At 53.9% G+C, this 24,302-nt stretch carries 29 protein-coding genes; 21 read left to right on the top strand and 8 right to left on the bottom strand.

Annotated elements, in window-relative coordinates:
- The first annotated feature begins 45 nt into the window (after positions 1 to 45).
- The 4 genes from H8S18_RS08390 (at position 46) to H8S18_RS08380 (ending at position 1,871) form a co-directional block, all read left to right on the top strand.
- Positions 46 to 576, top strand: coding sequence for an HMA2 domain-containing protein (locus tag H8S18_RS08390; protein ID WP_186857862.1), 531 nt, complete (start codon positions 46 to 48; stop codon positions 574 to 576).
- Positions 577 to 628: 52 nt separating this feature from the next.
- Positions 629 to 793 (top strand): hypothetical protein, encoded by a 165-nt coding sequence (locus H8S18_RS08385; protein WP_186857861.1) that lies wholly within the window; start codon positions 629 to 631, stop codon positions 791 to 793.
- 7 nt (positions 794 to 800) lie between these two features.
- Positions 801 to 932, top strand: coding sequence for a hypothetical protein (locus tag H8S18_RS14835; protein ID WP_279288449.1), 132 nt, complete (start codon positions 801 to 803; stop codon positions 930 to 932).
- 225 nt (positions 933 to 1,157) lie between these two features.
- Positions 1,158 to 1,871 carry a LytR/AlgR family response regulator transcription factor gene (locus H8S18_RS08380; protein ID WP_186857860.1) on the top strand — a complete coding sequence of 238 codons (714 nt, stop codon included), beginning with the start codon at positions 1,158 to 1,160 and terminating at the stop codon, positions 1,869 to 1,871.
- Between the two features lie 74 nt (positions 1,872 to 1,945).
- Here H8S18_RS08380 and H8S18_RS08375 read toward each other — a convergent pair whose 3' ends face one another.
- Complete coding sequence (locus H8S18_RS08375) at positions 1,946 to 3,865, bottom strand: sensor histidine kinase (RefSeq protein ID WP_186857859.1); 1,920 nt, start codon at positions 3,863 to 3,865, stop codon at positions 1,946 to 1,948.
- A 229-nt stretch (positions 3,866 to 4,094) separates the two neighbouring features.
- On the opposite strand from H8S18_RS08375, the gene H8S18_RS08370 reads away from it, so the two are divergent.
- The 12 genes from H8S18_RS08370 to H8S18_RS08315 all read left to right on the top strand — a co-directional run bounded on the left by H8S18_RS08370 (position 4,095) and on the right by H8S18_RS08315 (position 14,848).
- On the top strand, positions 4,095 to 4,490 hold the full coding sequence (locus H8S18_RS08370) for a hypothetical protein (protein WP_186857858.1): 396 nt from the start codon (positions 4,095 to 4,097) through the stop codon (positions 4,488 to 4,490).
- A gap of 49 nt (positions 4,491 to 4,539) precedes the next feature.
- On the top strand, positions 4,540 to 6,042 hold the full coding sequence (locus tag H8S18_RS08365; protein ID WP_186857857.1) for an InlB B-repeat-containing protein: 1,503 nt from the start codon (positions 4,540 to 4,542) through the stop codon (positions 6,040 to 6,042).
- Between the two features lie 190 nt (positions 6,043 to 6,232).
- Positions 6,233 to 6,436 carry a hypothetical protein gene (locus H8S18_RS08360; RefSeq protein ID WP_186857856.1) on the top strand — a complete coding sequence of 68 codons (204 nt, stop codon included), beginning with the start codon at positions 6,233 to 6,235 and terminating at the stop codon, positions 6,434 to 6,436.
- A gap of 97 nt (positions 6,437 to 6,533) precedes the next feature.
- A complete protein-coding gene (locus H8S18_RS08355; RefSeq protein WP_186857855.1) occupies positions 6,534 to 7,418 on the top strand; it encodes a CPBP family intramembrane glutamic endopeptidase in 885 nt (294 codons plus the stop codon).
- Between the two features lie 35 nt (positions 7,419 to 7,453).
- Positions 7,454 to 9,550, top strand: coding sequence for a M13-type metalloendopeptidase (locus H8S18_RS08350; RefSeq protein ID WP_186857854.1), 2,097 nt, complete (start codon positions 7,454 to 7,456; stop codon positions 9,548 to 9,550).
- Positions 9,551 to 9,682: 132 nt separating this feature from the next.
- Positions 9,683 to 11,575, top strand: coding sequence for a DUF2207 domain-containing protein (locus tag H8S18_RS08345; RefSeq protein WP_186857853.1), 1,893 nt, complete (start codon positions 9,683 to 9,685; stop codon positions 11,573 to 11,575).
- Between the two features lie 473 nt (positions 11,576 to 12,048).
- A complete protein-coding gene (locus tag H8S18_RS08340) occupies positions 12,049 to 12,576 on the top strand; it encodes a C40 family peptidase (protein WP_186857852.1) in 528 nt (175 codons plus the stop codon).
- A gap of 28 nt (positions 12,577 to 12,604) precedes the next feature.
- Entirely contained in the window at positions 12,605 to 13,042 is a 438-nt protein-coding gene (locus H8S18_RS08335; RefSeq protein ID WP_186857851.1) for a cell division protein SepF, read from the top strand.
- A 47-nt stretch (positions 13,043 to 13,089) separates the two neighbouring features.
- The gene (locus H8S18_RS08330; protein ID WP_186857850.1) at positions 13,090 to 13,347 is read left to right on the top strand and encodes a hypothetical protein; all 258 of its coding nucleotides are present in this window, start codon (positions 13,090 to 13,092) and stop codon (positions 13,345 to 13,347) included.
- Positions 13,347 to 13,487 (top strand): hypothetical protein, encoded by a 141-nt coding sequence (locus tag H8S18_RS08325; RefSeq protein WP_186857849.1) that lies wholly within the window; start codon positions 13,347 to 13,349, stop codon positions 13,485 to 13,487. Before H8S18_RS08330 ends, H8S18_RS08325 begins: the two co-directional genes overlap by 1 nt.
- A gap of 420 nt (positions 13,488 to 13,907) precedes the next feature.
- A complete protein-coding gene (locus H8S18_RS08320) occupies positions 13,908 to 14,414 on the top strand; it encodes a DUF6933 domain-containing protein (RefSeq protein ID WP_186857848.1) in 507 nt (168 codons plus the stop codon).
- Between the two features lie 23 nt (positions 14,415 to 14,437).
- A complete protein-coding gene (locus H8S18_RS08315) occupies positions 14,438 to 14,848 on the top strand; it encodes a GNAT family N-acetyltransferase (protein ID WP_186857847.1) in 411 nt (136 codons plus the stop codon).
- A gap of 316 nt (positions 14,849 to 15,164) precedes the next feature.
- Here H8S18_RS08315 and H8S18_RS08310 read toward each other — a convergent pair whose 3' ends face one another.
- From H8S18_RS08310 to H8S18_RS08295, 4 genes are all read right to left on the bottom strand, one after another.
- On the bottom strand, positions 15,165 to 15,440 hold the full coding sequence (locus tag H8S18_RS08310; RefSeq protein WP_186857846.1) for a GIY-YIG nuclease family protein: 276 nt from the start codon (positions 15,438 to 15,440) through the stop codon (positions 15,165 to 15,167).
- Between the two features lie 2 nt (positions 15,441 to 15,442).
- A complete protein-coding gene (cobS, locus tag H8S18_RS08305; RefSeq protein ID WP_186857845.1) occupies positions 15,443 to 16,204 on the bottom strand; it encodes an adenosylcobinamide-GDP ribazoletransferase in 762 nt (253 codons plus the stop codon).
- A 255-nt stretch (positions 16,205 to 16,459) separates the two neighbouring features.
- Positions 16,460 to 17,056 carry a TetR/AcrR family transcriptional regulator gene (locus H8S18_RS08300; RefSeq protein WP_186857844.1) on the bottom strand — a complete coding sequence of 199 codons (597 nt, stop codon included), beginning with the start codon at positions 17,054 to 17,056 and terminating at the stop codon, positions 16,460 to 16,462.
- Between the two features lie 15 nt (positions 17,057 to 17,071).
- Entirely contained in the window at positions 17,072 to 17,752 is a 681-nt protein-coding gene (locus H8S18_RS08295; protein WP_186857843.1) for a TetR/AcrR family transcriptional regulator, read from the bottom strand.
- 627 nt (positions 17,753 to 18,379) lie between these two features.
- On the opposite strand from H8S18_RS08295, the gene H8S18_RS08290 reads away from it, so the two are divergent.
- From H8S18_RS08290 to H8S18_RS08280, 3 genes are all read left to right on the top strand, one after another.
- The gene (locus tag H8S18_RS08290; protein WP_186857842.1) at positions 18,380 to 18,649 is read left to right on the top strand and encodes a hypothetical protein; all 270 of its coding nucleotides are present in this window, start codon (positions 18,380 to 18,382) and stop codon (positions 18,647 to 18,649) included.
- Positions 18,650 to 19,009: 360 nt separating this feature from the next.
- The gene (locus H8S18_RS08285; protein ID WP_279288448.1) at positions 19,010 to 19,354 is read left to right on the top strand and encodes an HU family DNA-binding protein; all 345 of its coding nucleotides are present in this window, start codon (positions 19,010 to 19,012) and stop codon (positions 19,352 to 19,354) included.
- Between the two features lie 40 nt (positions 19,355 to 19,394).
- On the top strand, positions 19,395 to 20,099 hold the full coding sequence (locus H8S18_RS08280) for an MIP family channel protein (RefSeq protein ID WP_186857841.1): 705 nt from the start codon (positions 19,395 to 19,397) through the stop codon (positions 20,097 to 20,099).
- Positions 20,100 to 20,347: 248 nt separating this feature from the next.
- On the opposite strand, the gene H8S18_RS08275 is transcribed toward H8S18_RS08280, so the two are convergent.
- The 3 genes from H8S18_RS08275 to H8S18_RS08265 form a co-directional block, all read right to left on the bottom strand.
- A complete protein-coding gene (locus H8S18_RS08275) occupies positions 20,348 to 21,115 on the bottom strand; it encodes an ABC transporter permease (RefSeq protein WP_186857840.1) in 768 nt (255 codons plus the stop codon).
- On the bottom strand, positions 21,112 to 21,975 hold the full coding sequence (locus tag H8S18_RS08270; RefSeq protein WP_186857839.1) for an ATP-binding cassette domain-containing protein: 864 nt from the start codon (positions 21,973 to 21,975) through the stop codon (positions 21,112 to 21,114). Before H8S18_RS08270 ends, H8S18_RS08275 begins: the two co-directional genes overlap by 4 nt.
- A 126-nt stretch (positions 21,976 to 22,101) precedes the next feature.
- Positions 22,102 to 22,983: a LysR family transcriptional regulator gene (locus tag H8S18_RS08265; protein ID WP_186857838.1), complete on the bottom strand. Its 882-nt coding sequence runs from the start codon at positions 22,981 to 22,983 to the stop codon at positions 22,102 to 22,104.
- An 89-nt stretch (positions 22,984 to 23,072) separates the two neighbouring features.
- Between H8S18_RS08265 and H8S18_RS08260 the strand changes: the two genes are divergently transcribed.
- Positions 23,073 to 23,651: a chromate transporter gene (locus tag H8S18_RS08260; RefSeq protein WP_186857837.1), complete on the top strand. Its 579-nt coding sequence runs from the start codon at positions 23,073 to 23,075 to the stop codon at positions 23,649 to 23,651.
- A complete protein-coding gene (locus H8S18_RS08255; protein ID WP_186857836.1) occupies positions 23,635 to 24,204 on the top strand; it encodes a chromate transporter in 570 nt (189 codons plus the stop codon). The genes H8S18_RS08260 and H8S18_RS08255 overlap by 17 nt, the downstream gene beginning before the upstream one ends.
- The last annotated feature ends 98 nt before the right edge of the window (positions 24,205 to 24,302 follow it).

Below are 24,302 nucleotides of genomic sequence, written 5' to 3'. Positions count from 1 at the left end.
ATTCCGGCCAAAGGTTAGCTTTGGCTTACTTACTTTGGAGGCAATATGAGCGGTGGATTTTTGGCGGCAGCCCTGCTGCCTATCCTAGGCGGCATGATTTTAAACGGTGGGAAAAAGCGGCGCAAACCCAACCAGTTGAATCTCCCCTCTTTTCGCGGGGTGATGGAGGTAAAAAGCGCGATAGACGGACGGATTCGTTTTCACGCGCCCTTCCTCAAGGGAAATGATGAATTGGCAAAGCAGGCCGGACAGCAGATCGGTAGGCTTGGAGCGGTGACGGAGGTGTCGGCGAACACAGTGACAGGCTCCCTGCTGGTTCGCTATGATACGGCGGCGGTGGAGCCGCAGCTTTTGATGGCGGCGGTAATCAAGCTCTTGGGGCTGGAGGAAGCGGCCCGGCAGAGCGGCGGATCGCTCCTCGGGAAAGAGTGCCGAACCTTTGCCGATTCTTTAAACCATGCCGTTGCGGACAAGACAGGCAAAGCGGCATTCCTCGGGGAATTTTTCAATAAATACCTGCAAACCTATCCGCAGCTTCCCTTTGCAGGAGGCGGACGGTTCGTCGTGCAGGGATAAAAAATGGTATGCAACCGGCCGCAGGCCGGATCAATAAAGGAGGAAATCATTTATGATGAGCGGACTTGCAAAGGGGCTCCTGACCGGATTTGGGATCAGCGCGGTAGGGTTCTATTTCTACAAAAAAAAACGAACAGAAAGTCGATTCATTCTTGCGCGGGCATGGGTTCCCGGTGCCGGATTGCGGGAAACTGAACCTTTCGGACCTGTCGCTTGAGGAACTCATGGAAACCAAGGAAGATATCGAGGACATCATCGCCGAGCGCGAAATGAGCGGGGAGAGCAATGTAATTACGTGTACCGCGGAACCCGCCGCGCCTGCCGAAAAGGCAGAACTTAAACCGAAAAAAGCCTGAAAACAACGGATACCGGAAGCGCCCGGGCCATAGCCATACTCCCAGCGGGGGTATGGCGTTTTGGTTTACGGAAAAAAGTGGATTCTTGAAATGATATGTGAAAAACGATATAGTATAGAAAAACAGTTTGAAGCATAAAAAGCGCTTTTTGCGGCGTACCGGGGCGGTATCTGCCTATGGCCGCAAACCGTTTTGGAAGATTGAAAAAAGGCAAAAGAGGGATTTATGGAAAAACCGGTGTTTCGGATCGCGGTCTGCGACGACGAAAAAGTGCATAGGGACCACCTCATGCGCACCGTGCGCGGCGCGTGGGAAGACAGCGAAAAGCAATGTGAAATTCTTGGTTTTTCTACGGGAAAAGAGCTGCTCGAGGCGGCGGAACAAAGCTGTTTTGACCTGATTTTCCTCGATATCCTGATGGACGGGATGGATGGGATGCAGGCCGCGCAAAAGCTGCGCGCGGATGGGCTGCGCACAAGGATCGTCTTTGTGACGTCAAGCCCGGATTTTGTGTTCCGGGGCTACGAGGTGGAGGCGCTGCGCTACCTGATGAAGCCGTTCCGGGAGGAACAGATCCGCGAGGCGCTGCGGGCGTGCCGGAAAGATGCGGCGCAGCCAAAGGAGCTTTTGGTCCGCGCGGGCGCGGCGATCCATAAAATTCCCTTTCGGGATATTTATTATGTGGAAGCGCAGCGGAAATCTTCCGCCGTTGTGCTGAAAGACCGCACGCTTCTGTCTGCACATGGAATCAGCGATATGGAAAAAGAGCTTCCCGAAGATTTATTTTTCCGGTGCCAGAAAAGCTTTATCGTGAACCTGCGGCAGGTAGCGAGCATTTGCCGGTATGAAGCTACGCTGAAAAACGGCGCGGCCGTACCTGTAAGCCGCGCGAAATGGGCGGAGATGAAGGAACGGTTGATCGGCTATCTCGCACGCTGATGTGAAGTTCCCGTTCCGGCGCTTTCCTTGCGCCGCAGGGAGTTTTCGCCCTGGCAAAACAGCGGAATGCGGGCTTAAGGAAGATTGGCGGGAACCGCTATACTGAGCTTGAAGCTCGCGTCCGTGGATTCGATGTTCATCGCGCCTTGATATTTTTCAACAATCTGCTCCATGATGGCCAGTCCGTAGCCATGCACGCTGCCCGCAGGCCTTGCGGCTTTTGCGGCGGGCGCGGGATGGTCGGCCCCGTTTTCACAGGAATAATATAAGAAACCGTTTTTAAGATGGATATTGACTTCGAGAAAGCGGTTTTTTGCTGCCTGCGCGGCGGACAGCGCGTTTTCGAGGCTGTTCAACAAAAGGGAACATAAATCCATATCGGAAATGGGCAGGCATCCGGGAACCGGCCCGTACGTAATTTTTGCATGAATTCCTTTTTGTTCCGCCTCCGCGAATTTACTATTGAAGATAGTATCGATGAGGTAATTTCCCGTATTCGAGATGTGCGCCTTTTCCCCGAAAGCCGCGTCGAGGCCCCGAATGTACTCGCGCGCACGTTCCTCCCGGCCCTCCTGCAAAAAAGCGTCCACCACCGCGAGATGCTTTTTCAGGTCGTGGCGAAGGATCATCGTCTGTTCGGTATAGCGGTTTAGTTGATCATAGCTTTCCTTTGCCATACGGTTTTTCAGTTCCAGTATACGCAGGGATACGTTCCTTTGTACGGTGGATTGAATAAATTCCACGAGAGTTACGAGGAAGCAGGCGAAAATCAGGAAATAACGCAGGAACACCAGCGGATAATAGAACAGCCCGGTATCAAAGGAGGCCGCCATATTCTGGTTGAATTCACGGTGGAAATCCGTTCCGCCGATCAGGGAAACAAGGTAGACGCCGCCGAAAGCGATGGCGGCAACGATGAAAAGCTTTACGAACAGGCGGAAAAATGAAGTGCCCCGGCAGGATTCCACGATGGAAAACACGATACCCGCCAGGATCGAAAGAAAGCTTACGAGCTGCGGAAAGGTCATGAGGAATACGGAAAAGTCGCTGTAGGGAAGAAGCGGCGAAACCGCACAGAGCGCGATGGCTGCAGCCTGCGCGATAATGAACGGCAGGAAAAACTTCCGGCAGCGCTGCATCCTGCCCGCAAGGAACAGCGACAGGAACACAAAACACCCGAAATACAGGTATTGTTCCGTCATTGCCATAGACGAGCCGTAATAATAAAAGGAAAGCTCGGAGCGAAGAAGCGTATCCGCCATCCACAGGAGTGCAAACAGCGCAAGAAAGAGGATGCCCGGATTTGCCTTTTTGTGATAGAGCTGGTAGAGGAAAAGCGCGGCGAGCGAGAATCCAAGCATAGCCAGGAGCATGGCAGGATATGCCGTTTGTGTGGCCTGCGATGCGTAAATACTTTGCAGGGCCGTATTGTCATACAGCGTGACGGGTCCGAAAAAGACAGAACCGTCCCAGTCCTGCTTTTCCGAAAACGGCTGGCTTTGCGCAATGGTAAGGATTTTGCCGGAATAGTCGGGGGGCAGGGAAAGTTGCAGCGGCATTGTGCTGCTGAAAATTTTTCCGGAAAAATTAAGGGCGCCGATCCGGTTTCCCGCCGCGGGATCATTGGTATACAAAAGGCCGCCGTCAAGGAAAATGCTAAGGGCAAAGCTGCCGCCTTCCACCTGCAGGATTGGCTCGTCAAAGGATTCCGTCATCACGCGGGACGCATAAAAAACCTGCCCCGGATAGGAAAGGCCGGAATAGTAACCGCCCCCCTCGTAGGTAAGGAGCGTTTTTTCCCCATTTTCCTCGGTATACACCTCCCAACCGTTCGTGTTTTCGTCCTGCACGGACAGGTCTGCCGCGCCTCCGGAAAGCGGAACCGTGTAAGCCGAAAGGAACAGCAGGGAAAAAACCACGCCGGCGGCGACCGCTGCGGCACAGATAAAAAACACCAGATGGTCCGCAATAAATTTCCCAAAGCCTTTTTTCATATAAAATATCCCGATACAAACTGGTTTTGTTACAAGCGTAGCAGAGGAACCGCCGGGTGTCAATCCGCTGTGCGGAAAGGAACTTACCAGTTGTGCCCTGCCGCGTACCGTTTGTTCCGGAGAGGAGACATTTTGGGGCCGCCCATCGTATAATAAAACGCAGGAAAGAAGAAACGCTTTGGACAGCGTTTTCCGGCAGTACAATTATTTAGCGGGACAGGAGGAGGACATGAAAAACAAGGTAAGGATTATTTTGCCGTGCGTGATTGCGGTAATCGCAGTCGTGGCAATTCTGGCGTTTATGAACGCTTCGGCAAAGGAGCCTGTCATGGAGGTAGGCGGCGTGGAGATACCGACGCTGTATGCTTCGGCAGGGGAAAAGACGATGACGGCAAGCAAAAGTGAAATGGGGGAACAGGAAAGCCGGGCGGAGCGCACTTATGCCGACGTTACGCAGCAAGAGCTCGACGGCTATACCGCTCTGCTGAAAAACGAAGGATTTTCAGATGCGGCGGACGGTTCGGCCGCTTTGGAAAAAACGGAGGGAGACCGTGCGGTGCGAATCGAGATATACCCGGCAGCGGACGGCGGAACCACGATCGCCTATACTGTGACGGCAGGATAAAAATTCTGTCCAGAACGAACGGATATGACAGAACAAAAGGAGACCACTTATGAAACGTAAATTTTTAGCAATTGTTTTGGCGGCGCTTCTTGCGCTCACGCTCTTTCCCATGACGGCAGGGGCGGAGGAGCCGTCTGTCCCGGAACCGCTTGCAGGGCCTTATGCCCTCACGGTAGAGGTAAGCGGCGCAGGCGCGCTGGGTGTGAAAATAGGGGATGCGGATCCCCAGACGGTAGCGGGAAGCCAGCAGTTTTCTGTAGATAAAGGCACGCAGGTAACGCTGACGTGGAGCCCTGAGGAGGGTTCATATTTGGATACCCTCTCAGTTGGCGGCACGGAAGTCCCGGCGGGCGAAGGGGAATCAGAAACGTCTTATACGTTCGCCATGGATAAGGAGACGGCCGTGGCAGCCGCATTCGCGGAATATACCATGTTTTATTTCGATGTAAGCATCGAAGGCCCCGGGACGCTCAGCATGCTGGAAAACGGAAAGTGGGAGGGCGTGGCCCCGATGGAAAATTCGATTGAGGTAACGAAAGACAGCACACTCACTTTCAAGGCATTTCCCGCAGAAGGCGCGGCCTTTGACAGCGCGGCGGTGGACGGCCAGCCCGCGGACGTGACGGAAACAGAGGACGGCGGCTATATGTTCGAGGTTCCAAGCGTGCAGGCAGACGGCAGCATTGAGGTTGTATTTACAGAGAAAATGGCGGACATCAGCGTGGACATCGAAGGCCCGGGCGGTTTGTTTATGCTGGAAAACGGAAAATGGTTCGGCGTTGCTGAAGGCGAAGGCTCTATCTCGGTTGCTGTGGGCAGCACAGTCACCCTGCGGGCCTATCCGGAGGAAGGCGCGTCTTTCCTGCTGGCGGTGGTAAACGGCCAGCCGGTGAATGTAACGGAAACAGGGGATGGCGGCTATGAATTCAAGATTGAGGACATCCAGGCAGACAGCACAGTGGAAGCCGCGTTTTTAGGCGCAATCGACATCGGCGTTATGAGCCAGGATAATACAACGGGTATCGAATACTTCCTCCCGAGCGCAATGGTAGTGCCGGGCAGCAACATTACGCCGGATTCATGGCTTGAGATCAGCGCGGTCACAGGCGGCGACGCATATGCGTCGGTCAAAGCGGCGGTAGCGAAGTTTGGAACGGTGTTCAAGGCATATGACATCGCCCTGATGAACGGGGAGGGCGCGTACCAGCCGAACATCCCTGTTTATCTGCGGTTCCCGCTGCCGGAAGGATACAGCACAAACCCAGAAGACATCCGCCTTGTCCACATCGGTGCGGACGGTTCGGTGGAAGAACTGGAGTTTGAATGGAAACAGGGCGATGACGGGACGTATTCTATGGAAATCCAGACAGGAAGTTTCAGTACTTTTGTCATTGTGGATTCCTCTAAGACCGCGGCGGCAGCCGTAACCGAAACCAAAGCGCCTAAAACGGGCGATACGGAAAATATGATGTTCTTCCTCGTGCTCGCGGCGGTTTCGGCAGGCCTGGCCGGCTGTGCGGCCCGCAGGCTGAACGGGAAAAAAGCGCGGTAAGGGCGCACAGGAAAACACGGGGAGAATCCCTCTTTGGAACCGGAATGACGCGCGGCGGCAAAGGATAAGACCCTGCCGCCGCGTTTTCCTCCGGGACACTTCTGGAAAACGGGGAAACGTCCTATATCATCATTGCCATAAAGGCAGAAAAGAATTTGAAAGAACGGGGGAAGACCAGAATGAAAAAATTATGGAAGATCACAGCGGCCTTCCTGCTTCCGGCGGGCTGTGCATGGCCCGTACAGGAGAACGTGCCTTAGGAAACCGCCCCCGCTTCGGCAGCGGAGAGCGCGCCGCCGCAGGCGCAGGGAAGCGAGCCGGGTGCGGCGTGCGCGGAGAGGGAATAGCGGGAACGGCGTTGTATTGCCGGAGAAAAGCGCACGGCTTAAAGTAAGATGGCCGGGCCTGTGTGCCTGTGTTCTGCGATCATGACGCTTTACATGGATTAGGCCATAGGAATCAAACCATATCAATCAAAAGGAGAACAGAACATGGAACAAACCAGAGGAGAAAGACGCAGCCTTTTTCACTATCCGGTCCTTTTCGCGATCGTCGTTGCTGTGGGCGTAGCGCTGATTTGCATATTCCTTTCCTCTTTTATTGCAAATTTAGCAGTTCCCGAAGAAGGCATGGAGGATTATAGAAGCTATATAAACACCTATGCTTACAGGATCGTACGTATTGTTATTGCATTTCTTATAATCGTGATTATGAAGTTGGTCAGCAGGCGCACATACCAATTCGGATTCCGAAAGGAGAGCTTTGGAACGTCGCTTGCACTTGCGTCAATTGCTTTCGCTTTTGTCGCCTTTCCTAACATTATCCATCCCTTGCTTTACGACGGAATTTTGCCGCCCGGCACTGAACTTTTCCCCATTATTTTAGGCGGAATTGCTCCCGGCTTTTATGAAGAAGTTCTTTTCCGCGGTCTGATTTTCCAGAATATGATGAATCAATGGGCCGGCAATAAGAATTATATTCTAAAATCGGTGCTGATCTCCGGATTGATGTTTGGCCTGATCCATTTGCTCAACCTAAGACACGGTCTGTCTCTTCTTGACAGCACACTCATACAGGTTGTTAATACAGCGGGAGTCGGCGTATTCTTCTGCGCAGTTTACGCACGGACGCGGAATTTGTGGGGGCCTGTCATCATCCATACACTGGCCGACATTTCGGCAGGCCTCATATATAGCGAGGCGGCTTTAGGAATCTGGGAAGCGGTCATTCTACTCGGTTCAGGCGTTGCATACCTGCTCATTGGCCTGTACCTCATTCGTTCGAAGAAGCGTAAGGAAATTGCGGCGCTGTGGGAACACACTTCTAAAGCAGACAGCTTCTCTGGAAAAACAGGAAAAAATCCTGTATCATATTAAGAAAAAAAGAATCTAAAAAACGAGGGACAGTTCAAATGAAAAAATTACGGCAGATTACAGCAGCCTTGCTGCTTTTGGCATTCCTGCTTTTGGCAGGCTGCGCACAACCTCCGCAGGAGTCCGCGTCTGCGGAAGCCTCCGCCTCCGCTTCGGCGCAGCCGACGAGTGGCGCGCAGGAAACGGCGCCGGGCGCGGCGTGGATTAATTCGGATGTTTCCGGGAATGTGACGGCGGACATGCAGACCGATCCCAAAAGCGACTTCAACGCGGCGGTCAACCAGGAATGGATGGCGGGAACGGAGCTTGGCGCGCAGGCACAGGTCAGCACCTTCACCGAGCGCGGCAACGAGGTGATGGCGCAGATCATGGAGCTCATTACGGACGAGTCGCAGACCAGCCACGAGGCGGAGCTCGTGCGGGAATTTTATAACGACTTCATAGATATGGACAGCCGCAACGCCCTCGGCATGGAGCCGATGTTGCCGCTGCTCGAGGAGATACGGGCGATCGAAGACATGGACGGCCTTACGGCCTACATTGCCGACTGGGGGAACCTCGCGGGCGCGCCCATGACGACCGAGATCGCGACGGACTGGAAGGACAGTACGCATAATGCGATCTTCCTCAGCGCGCCGTCTTTCTCCCTTTCGGACGCGGACGAATATAAAAGCATAACGGACGTAGGACAGCGGAAGAAGGATGCGTCGGAGGTCATGTTCAAAAAGCTGCTTGTCCGCGCGGGCTATACAGAGGAGGACGCGGCCGCCCTGTGGGAAGCGTTCTTCGCGCTTGAAACGGAAATGGCGTCGGTGTCGATCGGCACGGCGGAGGGAGCTGCGGAGGATACGCGGGAAAAGTCCTACAATCCGAAAAGCGCGGCGGAGCTTGCGGAGCTGTCCCCGAATTTTCCGGTCACGGAGATATTGAGGCCCTACATAGACGGCGGGATCGACCGCTTCATCTTAATGGAGCCGGAATGGCTTGCGAAGATGAACGAGCTGTATACGGAGGAGAATCTGGAAGCGTTCAAGGCGTGGCTCGTTTACCAGACTCTGACGGGTGCGGCTGCGCTGCTCGACCAGGAGTGCCTCGACATTATGACGGAATACAGCGGCGCGGCTGCGGGAAACGCGCAGATGGAGCTGCCGACGGAGCAGCTTGCCTACCAGATGTGCTCCAAGCTGTTCGATATGGCGATCGGGAAGCTGTATGTGGAAAATTATGTGACGGAGGAGACGAAGCAGGACGTAACGAAGCTCGTAAACGACGCCGTGGCGGTTTTCCGGCAGCGGCTAGGAGAAAACGAGTGGCTGAGCGACGAGACGAAGGCGAAGGCCATCGAAAAGCTCGACAATCTGACGATCCGCGTCGCCTATCCGGACGACTGGTCGCTGTATGATTATTCGGATTACGCGCTGCCCGAGGGCGGCGGGATCATAGACGACGTCCTTGCTGTGCGGGAAAAGAGTATGTCGGAGAAGGTGGATAAGGCAAAGGCAGAGGTCAACCAGAATCTCTGGATCACATCGCCGCAGGAGGTAAACGCCTATTACCGGCCGACAGACAACTCCATCAATATCCCGGCGGGCATTTTAGGCGGGGATTTTTATAATCCGGACGGCTCCGTGGCAGAGCAGATGGGCGCGCTCGGCGTCATCATCGGCCACGAGATCACGCACGGGTTCGATTCCAACATGGGCAGCCTTTTCGACAAGGACGGCAACCTCTCCAACTGGTGGACGGATGAAGACCGCGCGGCGTTCAAAGAGCGCACAGACAAGGTGGGTGCGTATTATGCGGGCATGGAGGTGCTGCCCGGGAAATATGTAAACGGGGAATACACCATCGGCGAGACGGTCGCCGACCTCGGCGGAATGTCCTGTATGCTCGAGCTTGCGAAAGGAATGGACGGGTTCGACTACCAGACGTTCTTTGAAAGCTGGGCGAAGGTCTGGAAGGTGCAGGAAACGGAAGCGACCGCGGAATATCTGCTGCAGGTGGACACGCACGCGCCAGGCTATCTGCGCACAAACGTGAACGTGCAGCAGTTCCAGGAGTTTTACGACGCGTTCGGCGCCAAAGAAGGCGACGGCATGTATCTCGCGCCCGAAGAGAGGCTTTCCGTCTGGTAAAAACCGCGCCCGCGGCAAAGGGAACGGGCCGGCGGTAGACGGGAAAAAGAGGAGCCGGACAGTCAAACTGTGCGAAAGAGACCGCAAAAGAGGGCTGATCTGCCGTACAGACAGCTTGGAGGAAATAGTGGAATGAAGAGAAAAATGAAACAACTTGCAGTGCTTGCCGCGGCGGCACTGCTCCTGCTTCTGCCGCTGACCGCCTTTGCGCAGGCGGCGCCGGATTATGTGATTTCAAGCGAGGAGATCACGATCCGGGTGAACCGGGACAATACGTATGACATTTCCAAGAAAATTACGGCGGATTTCTCGCGGAGCGTGGGCGAGACGCACGGTATCACGGAAACGGTTCCCGTGGATATGCAGCTGAAACGCATGGTAAACGGGAATTTTGTAGAAAACGGGGCGCACGCCGTCCTTTCGGACGTGACTGCCAATGTACCGAGCGAGACGGAGAAGGATGGCGGCAACATGGTCATCCGCCTGGGCGACCCGGATATAACAGTTACGGGCGTACAGGAATACGAGTATAGCTACCGCTATGATCTCGGGGCGGATACGCTTACGGACGCAGATGAATTTTATTATAACCTCGTCAGCCCGCAAAATACGGTTCCTATTGAACACTTGGCTTTCACGATTGAAATGCCGAAGGAATTCGACGCGGAAAAAATCGGTTTTACCACCGGCATAGAGGGCAGCGGGACGTATGATACGGACGCGCTCCGCTATACGGTGGAAGGCAACATCATCCGGGGAGAGGTAATAAAGACCATCGAGGGCGGCTATGGCGTAGGCGTGCGGATCGAACTGCCGGAAGGCTATTATGAGGGCGCGCGAACCGCGTTTTCCTCTTTTTTGCCGGCGTTTTTGTTGGGCGGCGCGGCACTGGCGGCGACGCTGATCCTGCTTGCGGCGGCGGGGAGACGCCGCAGGGAAGTGGAAACGGTTGAGTTTGAAGCGCCGGAAGGTATGAACAGCGCGGACGTCGGCTATATCATCGACGGCGAATCGAGCGACAAAGACGTTGTTTCCCTGCTCATCTTCTGGGCTGACCGGGGGTATATCGAGATCCACCAGCCGGATGAAAAGAACATGGTCTTCAAAAAGGCGCAGGATCTCCCTGCGGACGCCAACGATTACGAAAAGGTTATCTTCGGCAAGATGTTTGTGCTTTCGGACAGCATCAGCATCAAGGATATGAAATATGAGTTCGCCGATACAATACGTTCCGCCAAAAAACGGATTAAAGCGAAATACAACACGGAGCAGAACCGTGTGTACACCAAAAAGTCAGTTGTATTTGAATACTTGTCCACCGTGCTGGCGGCGGTCCCACTGGCGGCGTTTGCCGTTGTCGCGTCTTACCTTGACAGCATGGATCTGCTTGCTTCCATACTGTTTGGCGTGGTATTTGGCCTCTTTTGCTGGCTGGGCGCGCTGCTGGTGTGCGACGCGGTCAGCAAACGGAAATCGGACAAAAAATCGGCAAACGTGGGCAAGACGGCCGGTGGAATCGTGCTGATCGCCGCCAGCTATGCCGCTATGTATCTATTTTTTCCGCTCCTTGTTGGGCTGTGGCTGTGTATCCCGGCAGTGGCCTCCCTTGTGATGGCATTCCTTGCGGGGACGATGCCCCGCCGTACCGGGCAGGGCGCACAGTGGGCGGGACGCATCCTCGGCCTGAAGCGCTTTATTGAAACTGTGGAAGCCGACAAACTGAAAACAATGGTGAATGACGATCCGTCCTATTTTTACCATATCCTGCCCTATGCCTATGTATTGGGCGTTTCGGATGTATGGGCCAAGCAGTTTGAAAGCATCGCACTTGAACCGCCGCGCTGGTATTATGGGTATTACGGCGGCACGTGGTCTACGCTGTATTTCACGCGGTCGCTGCACCGGGGCATGCAAAACGCGCTTGCCAGTATGACGGCAACCAAAAATTCGGGCGGTGGCAGCGGTTCGGGCGGCGGAGGATTCTCCGGCGGCGGAGCGGGCGGCAGCAGCTTTGGCAGGTGGTAAAGGATATACTACTGCCTTCCTGCCGGGAAAGTGCTGCGGCACGTTTCCCGCTTTTGGCGGAAAGACGCTTCGGCCCGGCGCGCAGGATGGGCTAAGAAGGCACTATGAATCGCTGGGCAGCTTGTTTTTTATATCGCGCGGCTAGATGAAAAATGATAAGCGGAAAGACATGGCCGTATCGAGGGAAAAGAAAAAACAGGCCTCAAGGGGCCTGGCCTGCATAAAAACTTGCGATAATTGTTGTTAATGGAATAATAAGATCATACGCTTATTCTGTTTCTAGGGGTACTATAGCATCCCGGGACTGTTTTTGTTAATTGTACGGCAAAAAAAGCCGTTCCTTACAAAAAATAAATGAACAGATTACCAATCAATAGGGGGAAAGAACCCTTCGCCTGGGCGAAGGGTTCTTTTTTTTATAAACATAACAAAAATTATCGCAACCTATACGGCGGCGGAAAACAAGTACGGGAATGGCAGTAGGAAGCGGCACGGATTCCCGCAATGGAAGAGCACGTTCCATCGCGGTAGAAAAAATGTTTTCATCCAATAACAGGAATTTTCCACAATATCAACAGTGGAGGAAAACGGGTGGAAGGCAAAGGAGAAGCGGTAAAAAGCACAAGCATACGGCGGGCCAGTGGGTGTATTCTTATGAGATCACATGGGAAACAGCGCAGCCGGGAGGTATTGCCTTCTATAAAAACCCGCAGGACGCGGGAATCAACCATGTCGGCATCCTTGCGGGCGCGGATGAAGAAAGAGACGCGCTTGTGGCGCACTGTTCTTCTTCCAAAAATGGTGTCGTAACCAGTTCTCTTGAAGGCTCCGGGTTCCGGTATGTTCGCCGGCTCGCATACCTTGATGAACGTGAAACCGTTCAAACGGTACAGGAAACAGATGAAATCAGGTTTTCGACCGCGCCAAACGGGGTACCGTTAATGTTGATGGAAGAACAGGCCTATGAAGGAGCGATCCTCAACGGATGGCCGGTCAATTAACGGAATAAATGAAACAAGGAGAACGTATATGGGAAGGTTTGGGAACAAATTTTTAAACGCAATCGGATTTGAGGAAACGCCGGCCGAGGCATATGAAGAGGGTTTTTACGGTGAACCCATGCAGGAGGAACCGCGGGAACGGGCGCGTTCCGGAAAAAGGGAACAGGGAAAAATTATCCGTATGTACGACGGAAAAACGAAAATACTTATTTATGAACCGAAAGAATATGAAGACGCACGGGAGATCGCCGCAGACCTCGAACACGGCAGACAGGCGCTGGTGAACGTAGGCGGGCTTGAAAACGGCGCGGCGCAGCGCATCGCCGATTTTGTGGGCGGGGCGGTCTACGCCCTGAAAGGGCAGGTCCAATGGGTGACGCCAACCCTTTTCATCGCCGTGCCCGCAGATGTGGATGTGGAAACGGACGGCGGAAATTTTGACGCAAAAACAAAATTAAATTGGTGACAGGTCAGGGAGGGAAGGAACACAGGAGTGCGAAGGAAAGAAAACTGTTGGTCATTCTGGTCCTTGTGGCGGCGCTGCTGGTTGCGGCGACAGGCTGCATGCCGAAGACGGCGGAGACAGTCGAAGCCGGAGGACAGGAGGTTATTACGCTGTATTCCGTGGTTGGGGAACGGGCCATTACGGGAACGTCCAAAAGTACGGGGCAGGACGGTACAAAAACCGGGGTTACATACGGCAACGGCGAAGTATCCGCAGATGATGTCAATAATTACCTTGCGAAGCTGGTAACGAGGATGGATTTATAGTGGCGCAGGAGGTGCAAAGCGGCGGGACAGGGCAGTCTTACCAGATCGGAAAACGGACGGATGACGGAAAAGCGTTCCTGATTGATTTTTATTTCGCAGACGGACAGAAAACGGTCATCGCCTATCAGGTTGTGGGGTAAGGACCGGCGGCGAAACAGTGGAATAAACGAAAGGCTTTCGTCTCTTTGGGGTGGAAGCCTTTTTTGCGCGGGGCTGCTTTGCGCCTGCAAAACGTCCTTAATGCTGGTCAAAGAGAATTCATATAGGCCAAAAGGCTTTTTTAGGGACTGGTTTTGCCCTCGTCAACGGATTTGCTTCGGTTCAACCCCACCGGCATATGTTTGCAAAAATGCATGGAAGGATTGGGAACAGGTCCTTTTACCCCCGCAGCATGATTGGCGGCCTGGGGGGCGCCGCCAATTTCCTTTTACAAGTTTCAGAGGATATTACTTTTTGTACCGCGGCCCAATGAAAAATTCCGGAAAATCCGTAATACCAAACCGGTGTGTGCCCTGGCTCCGGATGTTTTCCTGCCGGGGATTTTTTGTTATACTGGCAATATGGAATTTGGATATACGATTCCCCTGCAAAAGCGCATGGGGATAAAGGGCCTGCGCTATGGTGCGGAGGTGAAACGGATTTTTTGCTGGGATTTGCATGTGATTCGCCTGCATGGGCGGGAAGCACTGCTTGCGGTTCATTGTGCAAGCCGCTATGCGGTGGTCTTGGCGATGGGGGAAAAGGAATGGGCGCGTTTGCCGGAAACGGCGCTCGGTGGAATCCGCGCGGCGCTTGCGGCAGATGGATTTGCAGCGGCGCAGGTTGAAACATATATTGAATGCGCCGGAAAGATACAGGTTACGCGTACGCATGGGAGGCGGGAAGTCGCCTTCCTCAACAGGGCGTGGGACGATGTGGCGGCGCAGGACTGGTTGTTCGATCCGGAAGAGGTTTCCCAGTTTTTGCTGGACTATGAAGTGAATGGCTCTCTGTGCCGCTGCGCCGGTTATGCAGGCCTCGGAAGGCCGCGGGAGAGAATGGCAGAGGAACTTTCCGTTTTTACCTAAGGAAAAAGGGAGGAATCTTAGAAATGGAGATCCGCTTTACAGAAGAAAAAATTTTCAGCCGGGAAAATGTACAGGAGTTGTTTTTGTCTGTGGGTTGGCTGTCAGGCGAATATCCCACGAGGCTTTACAAGGCCCTGATGAATTCATCCGCCGTTTTCAGCGCGTGGGACGGCAGCAGGTTGGTAGGCCTGCTGCGGGCGGTGGCGGATGGGGAACTCGTGGTGTTCCTGCACTATCTGTTGGTGCATCCCGGCTACCAGGGCCGGGGGATCGCCGGGAAGCTGGTCGCTCTGGCGAAGGAAAAATACAGGACGTATCTCTACATCAACATCATGCCGGAGGAAAAAAACGCCGCATTCTATGAAAAACATGGATTCCGGCGCATGGGGGACGGTGTAGCCATGCAGATATGCAATTTCGAAAACCGGGTATGACAAAAACCGCCGTTAAAAAACGGACGCTTACCTGAGAAATGTCAAGAAAAACGGACAATAAAAAAGGGCGTGCCGAAAAAGTGCCGCCGCTACGCGGAGGAATGTTTTTTCGAACTTTGCTGCGCGTCGAGCGCGCGGCCGTAGAACCGCCATATGAGCGGGCCTGCGGGCGTATATGCGGTCTTTGTCCGCAAATAACAGTTTAGAAAAAACGGTTGATGATCCGCACAAAGGTTTATTGACAGTCTGAAAAAAGGGCCTGTCCTATGAAACGGCGGCAAGCTTTTTTGGTAAAGGTATCTATACAGGAAACCATTCAGACGGAAGCCGGGCCTTTCCATGATTCGGCAAGCGCAAGCTTCTCCCTGCGGGACAGCCGCTTGATTGCGCATTCGCGCCGCAGCGCCTGCTGTTTCGTTTCGGCCCGTTCGACGTAAACGAGCTGCACGGGCCGCCTTGATTTGGTATATTTTGCGCCCGATCCGGCCTGATGGGCCGCAAGGCGCTTTGCAATATCGTTTGTCCAGCCCGTATAAAGCGTGCCATCCGCGCACCGGAGCATATAAACGCAGGCGTTCGTTTCGCTTCCCATATTTACGCCGCCACGGCTGCACAGGCAAGCACAATGAGTTCCATCACACAAAGCAGGAACCCCGCGAGGTCGCCGGTAAGCCCGCCGAATTTACGGTAACAAATCCGGCGAAGGATCAGGAACCACAGCAGCGAAGCGATAGATGCGGCGGTTCCCGCTGCAGGGGCAAGCAGGATCATGCCTGCCATAGCCGCCGCAATCCACAGGATGCTGACGGCCCGGACGGTCTTTTTTGCCGCGCTGTCTGCAAACGCGTGTGCAAGGCCGGTATTGCGCGCGAGGCGCAGGGAAACGATGGCAAAAGAGGAATACCCGCGTGCAAGCACATATCCGAAACACAGCAGCAGGGGAACGGAAGCGCCCGCGGAAAACTGCGCGGCAAACCCGAAGGTAAGGAGCAGATAGGCGGCGCAAAAAATGACTCCGAACGCCCCTACATTCGAATCTTTGAGGATTTCCAGCCTGCGTTCCGGGCTTTGGTGCGAGCCGAGGGCGTCCCCCGTATCGATCAGCCCGTCGAGGTGGATTCCGCCCGAAAGGAGTATGGGCAGCAGCGTAAGCACGGCGGCGCACAGCACCGTTCCAAGGGAAATGGCGGAACATATCCACATCCACAGCCATACGGCCCCGCCGCAAAGTACGCCCACCAGCGGAAAAAAACACATGGCATATTTCATGGTGGAGGAAGTCCACTCAAGCTGGGGCATAGGCAATATGGAATACATGGAGAATGCAGTCGCAAGTCCGCCGACGGCTGATTTCATGGCGCAGGCCTTCCTTTTCGCGGAATTTATTTCATCTTTATCATACCATTGACGGCAAAAAAAGAAAAGGGCGCGCGCCGGACAGTCAAAAAAACCAAAAAGGGATTTCAAAGAAACGCCGCTTTGCCGTATGAATTGGACACGCATCCCTGCCCGCGCAAGAACGGTTTTACGGCCATGCGGCTGCGCGGCAAAGGAAAGCCGCATATCCCCAAAAGCCGCCCCGGCCTCCGGAGGCAAGCAAGCCGTGTGGGTTTACGCGCCGGGCCGCTCCTTTGGCCGGAGTTTCAAAGCGTTAAAAACAAACACATCCACCAGTTCGGTGATATCGCTTCCTTCGTAAACGGCGGTTCGGCTGTTTAAAACGGCAATCAGGCCGTTGAGCAGGGTGGAAACCATCTGTATGAGGGGAAGCCGTTCTTTTTCCGGTATGCCGCAGCGGCGTAGGAAGTCCCGGATCATTTCCCTTTGTGCCGCATGTTGTCTTTCGGGAAACGCCCTGATGACCGGATCCTCGTTTTGCTTTGCCAAAGGCGACATGTGGAGCAGGGCATGAAAATGCGGATACCTGACCATATAACGAAGGTAGGCTTTGCACATTGCAATATAAGGCTCCTGCGCATTGTGCGCCGCACGCTTGCAATAGGCATGAACGCGCACTGCGATGCGGGAGCGGCAAACGGAAATCAGGTCTTGCTTATTCTCAAAATATTTGTAGGCCGTGGCATGCGTTACGCCGCAGTCCGCCGCGATTTTGCGCAGGGAAAGGTTCTCCGCGCCGTTTTTTTCGATCTCGCGGACCGTCGCATCGATAAGACGGTCTTTCAGGGGTTTTGTTTGTTTCGCAACCATACCGGAACGCTCCTCTCACAGAATTCTGTCAAATAGCAGGCGAAGCATGGAAAGAATTGCCTCGTCCCTGTTTTCCTCCGGAAGGAAGCCGCTGTGCAGCCCATACTGCAAGCCGTTGATAAAGCAAAGTATCAGGATTTGGCCTTCTGTAACGGAAGGATCCTGCTTTTTGGCGGGCGGCCCGGACGGTGTTTTTTTGATATGCTCCATGACCTGCCCGACTTTTAGCATCCCTTTTAAGATAGGGGCGGGGAGGGTACTGAGTTTATTGAGCGTTTTGAGGTTTGGCATGCCGGAATATTTCGACAGATAAGAAAGCGTGTTTCCGTCCGACTCAATCAGGTAATAGGGATCCCTGCTGCGGTGAAGCAGTATTTGCATATGGTGCGGGTATTTTTCGAACAAAACCAGGTAGGCCTGGGCAAACCGGTTCATTTTGACGGCGAAATCAGCGGAGTCCCGGAATAACGCATCCATACAATATTCGGTGATTTTTTTCTCAATCCGGTCGCCGATTGCAATCAGGAGTTCTTCCTTATCCCGAAAATGATTATAGATTGCGTGCGGGGTTACGTGGCACAATTCGGCCATTTTACGCATAGTAAGCTCATCCATCGTATGCCCGTTTAAAAAGTCAAGCCCAGCGCGGATCAGTTCGTCACGCAATGATTCTTTTTTCGTGTCACGGCTTTTCAACAAAACCCTCCGTTCACTCAAACAATTCCTTTTCAATTAATTTCATATTATACAGGATTCATTTGCAAGTTACAATCAAAAGAGGAAATGAAAATGGCTACAGAGCTTGGTTTTTCATTCCATATGGGTGATGGAAAACAGCAAAACAGACAGGAGGGCGGCGAAAATCCGCTCTTGTAAAAGTTACCGGTATATATTGAAAATAATTGGGCGGACGGAATACAGGAATAAAAAAGTATGAAATAATGCTGCGCCGCCGTTTTTCCCAATATGGGGAAAGCATGCGTATGGGCAGATCAGGACAAAACCGCAGAAACGCGGCAATGCAGGACAGGGCCTAAACGGTGTGCGGTGCTGCCACCGGCTGCCCTTTGGGAAGATTCTAAAAATAATCCGATGCGACAGGGAACGGAGCCGTGTAACGGAATAACTGCGTTGGCAAGAAAGGAGCGTCAGCCTGTTTAGCATATGCGTTATCTTGCCGGGACGTACGCAGCCTATACGCGGGAAAGAAGATGCGCCGGATCGGTTTCCCGCTGCCCTCGGAGCGGGACGGGATGCGCTTCCCGGTGAGCCCAGTGTGTGTAAAAACCAGTTTAAAAGCCGGAAAAACGGGCAAAACTACTTTTGGAAAAGAATAAAATATTCCCGGAAGGGAATACGGCGGAAGCATGGACGGTGGGTAAAGAAGACAGACAGTTTATCGGGAGGATTGGGATGGATGGAACCTACCGGGTACGCGAACTTTCCGCGCCCGGCGGATACAACGCGGCTGCACCAGTTTTCTTTACAATACATTTGGATGATAGGCTTAAGCCAATTCTGGTTATCAATAATAGGCGTCGAGGCGCAGAAGCGGAAATAACGGATAAAACTGAAAAAACCGCCTGTGGATGAAAACAAAGATACGTCTGTGAAAAAAGCGAAAAATCCAAAACAGAGGGTAGGAAGACTATTGATAAACCTTTATTGCGGGGAAGCAACCGGCATTTTCTGAAATGTTATTTGTGGGCAAAGGCGACATGTGTGCCTGCATACCCGCCGCAAATGCGAAAAAGTGTCCGGCTGCGCAGCGGCAAGACTTTTCGGGCAAGCGCAGGGATGTATCCTCCGGTGGTTTTGCTTACGGCGCCCCCGGCGGCGTACTGATTGGCGCACAGCGCCTGAAGAAGAAAAAAAGATTTTCATGAAAGCTACCACTGTATATTGACTTTTGCTTTGCATGAACCTAAAATATGATACATAAAGCAGTAACCAATGTATATAAGCGGAGGCCTTTACAGAGCGAAGATCGAGGTTTTTGCTGTCTATTTGAAAGGGGAAGAACAGATGAACAAAAAAGAACTGGTGGGCAAAGTGGCGGAAAAAACAGGGATCATGAAAAGAGACGTCGAAATCGTGACGGATGCGATCCTTGAAGAGATCAAGGAAACGCTTGCCGCGGACGGAAAAGTGCAACTGATGGGATTCGGCTCGTTCGAAGTCAGGAGCCGCGCAGCCCGCAATGGAAAGAACCCGAGGACTGGGGAAGCGATTCGTATGCCGGAAGTAAAGCTTCCTGCGTTTAAAGCAGGAAAGCTGCTGAAGGATGCAGTCAGATAGAGTGTGCTTAAATCATCGGAGCATTGAACCGGAGGTATCATTGATGAAAAAGTATGTTGCGGAATTTATCGGTACGTTTGTGCTGGTGCTGTTCGGCTGCGGCACGGCGGCGCTTTCGGGCGGCATCGGCGGCGTGACCGGAATCGTTGGCATCGCGCTTGCGTTCGGCCTTTCCATCGTTGCGATGGCGTATTGTATTGGGAACGTTTCGGGCTGCCATATCAACCCGGCGGTGTCTTTTGCAATGCTGCTTTCAAAGCGTATGAGCGGTAAGGATTTTGTAGGTTATGTAATCGCACAGGTGCTTGGCGCAATTCTGGCAAGCGCGATCTTGATGGCTATTATAAACAGTGCGGATCTGGGCGGCGTCGCGGCGACGGGCCTTGGCCAGGACGGTTTTGGCGAAGCGTCGGCAGTCGGTCTTTCCATGGGCGGCGCATTCCTCGTGGAAGTGATCCTGACGTTTGTGTTCGTGATGACGGTGCTCGGCGTGACCGCTTCGGAGAAAATGGGCTCGGTTGCGGGCATCGTGATTGGCCTTACGCTGGCCTTTGTGCATATTATGGGCATCCCGCTGACGGGCACATCCGTAAACCCGGCGCGCAGCCTTGCTCCGGCGATCTTTATGGGCGGGCAGGCGCTGGAACAGGTATGGCTGTTCATTGCGGCTCCGCTTCTCGGAGCGGCGGTCGCGGCGTTTGTGTGGGTATTTCTGGTGAAAAGCAAGAAGGAGCAGCTTGCATAAAGAAGGAACAAAAAAACAAGGGCCGTGCAAAAGAGCGCACGGCCCTTGTTTTTTCCGTTTTTCCTCCCATGGAGGGCGGCGGCCAGATATTGTATGTAACGTTTCCGGGGCGCTCGGCCACCTTGGGACCGGTATGCTCGCGGAAGGGGCTTTTTCCTGTGCCGGGCGGGGAAGCCTTTTTTGTTTTCCTCTGTAAGAGGAGAATCGAAGAAACCGGAAGTTTTCACCTTGTGCCACAGGAGGGTATTTCAGGAAATTTTCCTCCTGCGCCGTTTCCACAGCCCGAGCAGGAGTATGGCAAAAGAAATTGCGCCGAGGATTGCAAACGACAGGACGAGCGGGCCAAAATCGTAGGAACCGCCTTGCCAGAACCCGGCAAAATCATTGCCGATATAGGTCATCGGGAGTACATTGGCGGCGGCCTGCACGCCTGCGGGCAGGCGCTCTACCGGTACGCCCATCAGGCCGCAGATAATCATAAAGCCGAAATACAGCGTCATGGTGACGGCATAGGTCGGGCCGAACCTGCCGAACAATGTGGCGACGCCGTGCGCCAGCACAAACAGGATCAACGCGAGCAGGTAAATGGAGAAGACCAGCAAAAGGGCGCTTCCCGCGGCGGGAGGCTCGATGCGCAGGAGCAGGATATCAGCAGCCGTATAGACGGCGAGCGCAGCCGTCACGAAAATGAGGTTTGCAATCATTTTAGCCCCGAGCAGGACACCCTCCGGGCAACCGAACAGCCGCAGCCGCAGGGGAACTTCCTTTTCAAGCTCTTGCGAATAGTTTGCGGCATAACCGATCAGAAGCGTCGCCATAGGTACGACCAGGCTCATGGAAATAAAGACGCCCGTTTCAAAAGCGGGGACGGATTCCGCGGGCATTTCACCCGCAAACGCTTTTGAAATGAGCAGCGACATCAGAATAGGGAACGCCACGCCGAAGAAGACGGAAAACCAGTTTCCCACCGCGTTGCGCAGTTCGTAGCCCACAAACCGCAGGGTCAGTTTTTTCATAAAGCTCCACCTCCTGAAAGCACATTGCTGTAAAGGATCTCGATATCTGTGCCGCTCCGCCGGTAGTCAATGTTTTCCCTGATGAAGAGTGATGCGAGATGCGCTTCATCTGTTTCGTCCGCGCAGGGGAAAGCGAGCAGGTGCGCGGGCGCGGCGACCGTTTTTATATGTGCAGTCAGCGCGCGGTTTTTTTCGTTTGCGGGAATGGTGACGACGGCCCGCCCGCAATAACGGCGGAACAGCTCATCTGTTTTGCCGAACGCGGCCACGCGCCCATGGTCTAAAATCAGCAGCTTATCCGCGAGGCGTTCCAATTCATCATAGTAATGGGAAACGATCATGACGGCGCTTTCTTTTCCGGCATACCACGCGCGCATCTTTTCCATCAGCTTCTGCCGCGTTTCAAAATCGAGGCCGGAAGTCACTTCGTCAAAAAAAGTCAGCGGCGCGTCCTGGTACAGGACTAAGATAATTGTCAGGCGCTGCTTTTGTCCGCCGGACAGCGCCGGGTATTTTTTGTCCATGCAGCCGCTGAACTCAAAAAAATCAATCAGGCCGCGCAACTTTTTGTCTGTTTTCACATCGGTGTTGAGGATGGCTGAAATGATATGTTTCACAGGCATTGTGCCGACATAATGATTTTGTTGCATATGCACGGAAATATCTTCCGGACGCAGCTTCGTGCGGATGCGGCCATGGTAGGGCACGAGGCCGAGCACCGCTTTTAAAAGCGTAGTTTTTCCCGCGCCGTTCGAGCCGATGACGCCGATCCGGTCTCCCGCGCCGATCTCAAGCGGGCGGTCCACCAGAAGAGCGGTCTTATTTCCGTACCGCACTTGCAGCCTGTCGATGGTCAGCATAGGTATCACTCCCTTTCGTTCCCAGTATAGGATGTAAAAAAAGCGCCGTCCATATGCTTTCGGCAAGACGCTTTTTTCACCGGGTAAACGGCGGAAAAGAAAGGATAAGATGCACATGCCGGGATGTTACCTATGGGAGCCTCCTTTGGCCCTCCCGGCGATCTCAAGGAATCCGGCAAGGGGTGGGGAAAGGTATTTATCTTTGTGGTAAACGGTGTAATTTGTATTTTTGAGCTGCATCCCACGGATGTGGACGCGCTCGAGCTCGCCTGCCGCAAGCTCTCTTTCGATGAGCACTTCGGGAAGGATGCTGACGCCAAGGCTGCTTCCCGCTGCGGCCACGAGCGCCTGTGAATCCACGCTTGTCCACGCGGGCTTCACAACAAGGCCGTGCAGCATCATCGCGCTGTCGAAGAGTTCGCGCACCGAGCTGCCCTTTTCCCGCAGCAGCAAAGTTTCGCGCGCCAGCATGACGGGAGAGACGGAACGCGGTATAGGATAGGTGGGCGCGCATACGGCGGCAATGGAGAAGGAAGAAAACGGCTGTGCAACGAGGCGGCTGTCTGTTACCGCGCCTTCGATCAGCGCGGCGTCGATCTCGTTGGCGAGCAGCTTCTCCGTATTATGGCGGGCGGTATCCACACTGACGGAAACGGGCGCGGTGAAGGATGCGGAAAAGGTGTGCAGGATATCCGGCAGGAATACGTTGGCAATGGTGATGCTCGAGCCGATCCGCAGCGGAGAAGCAAAATCAAGCGTTCCGGGGCTGCGCTCAAGGTCCCCCATGAGTTCCACAATGCGCGCGGCCTTTTCGTAAAAGGCCCGGCCCGCACCCGTGAGATGGATGCCGCGGGAAATACGGTCAAACAGCACACATCCGGTTTCCCGTTCAAGCCCGGCGATCACATGGGATACGGCGGGCTGGGTCATGTACAGCCGCTTTGCGGCACGGGTAAAGCTCATTTCCTCGCACACAGCGCAGAAAATGGAAAGCTGGCGCAGGTTCATAGGTTCCTCCAAATGCATTATAATATAGTTATGGATATAATAAAATAATAGCATTTTATTTATGAAGGTGCAATTCATATAATAGAGGTATGGAACAAAAGAAAGTATCGCTTTTATGGCTGTTTGGAATCAACCTGTTTATCAGCGCTTTTACCTTTGGGGGCGGTTATGTCGTCGTACCCATGATTCGGAAATATTATGTACAGAAAAAAGGCCTGTTCGATGAAAAGGAATTGATGGACCTCGCGGCGTGCGCGCAGTCTTCCCCCGGGGCCATTGCGGTCAACCTCGCGGCGGTTACGGGCTACCGCGTGGCGGGCAAAAAAGGCGTTCTGATCGGCTGCGTGGGCGCGGTCATCCCCCCGCTCATCATCCTGACGGCAATCTCATTTTTCTATGCCGCGTTCAGTGAAAACCAGATCGTCCGCGCGGTCCTCCGGGGGATGGAAGCGGGCGTGTGTGCGCTGGTTGTGGATGTGGTGCTCGATATGGGGCGCGCGGTCTTCCAGGAAAAGAACCGCCTGTTAAATATCCTGCTGCCCGCATCTTTTGTGCTCGTATTTTTTTTGCAGGCCAATGTGGTGTTCGTGATCGCGGGGAGCGCGGCGGTATCCTTTGCCGTGGGCCTTATCTCAAGAAGGAGGAAACGCGATGGAACTGCTGTTTAACCTTTTTGTGAATTTCCTTCAGGTAGGATTATTCAGTTTTGGCGGGGGCTATGCCACCATTCCGCTGATCCAGGAATATATTGTGGAAACGCAGCACTGGCTGACGTATGGCGAGCTGACGGATATCCTGACTATTTCGCAGATGACGCCCGGCCCCATTGCGGTCAACACGTCTACCTTCGTAGGCACGCGTATCGCGGGCCTGCCCGGGGCGGTGGTGGCTACGGTCGGGTGCGTGATTTCGGGCGTGCTGATGGCGACGATCCTCTATTACCTGTTCCGCAGGTACAGCGGCATCCAGGGCGTGACAGACGTGCTTGCCGGGCTGCGCGCCACATCGGTCGGGCTGATCGCCGCTTCCGCGTGCACCATCCTGATGATTGCGCTCACAGGTTCCTCCGAATTTGGGGAGAGCACGCAGATGAGCCTTGCTACGGCGGGGATCTTTGCGGGCATGCTGGTTTTGCTGCGCAAATGGAAGTGGAGCCCGATGCTCGTCATGCTCGTTTCGGGCGGCATAGGGCTGCTCCTGTTCGGGGCGCTCGGCCTGTGAGGAAGCTGTGCGTGTGCGCCTGCCTTTGGGAGCTTTTTTGCGCCTGGCGGGTAGGTCTCGATTACATATGATATACTTGATATAAAAACTGGAGGTGT

The sequence above is a fragment of the Christensenella tenuis genome (assembly GCF_014287795.1).
In the GTDB taxonomy this organism is placed as follows: Bacteria; Bacillota; Clostridia; order Christensenellales; family Christensenellaceae; genus Christensenella; species Christensenella tenuis.
The sequence above is the reverse complement of the archived record's forward strand: the minus strand, read 5'-3'. Positions and strand labels throughout refer to the sequence as shown.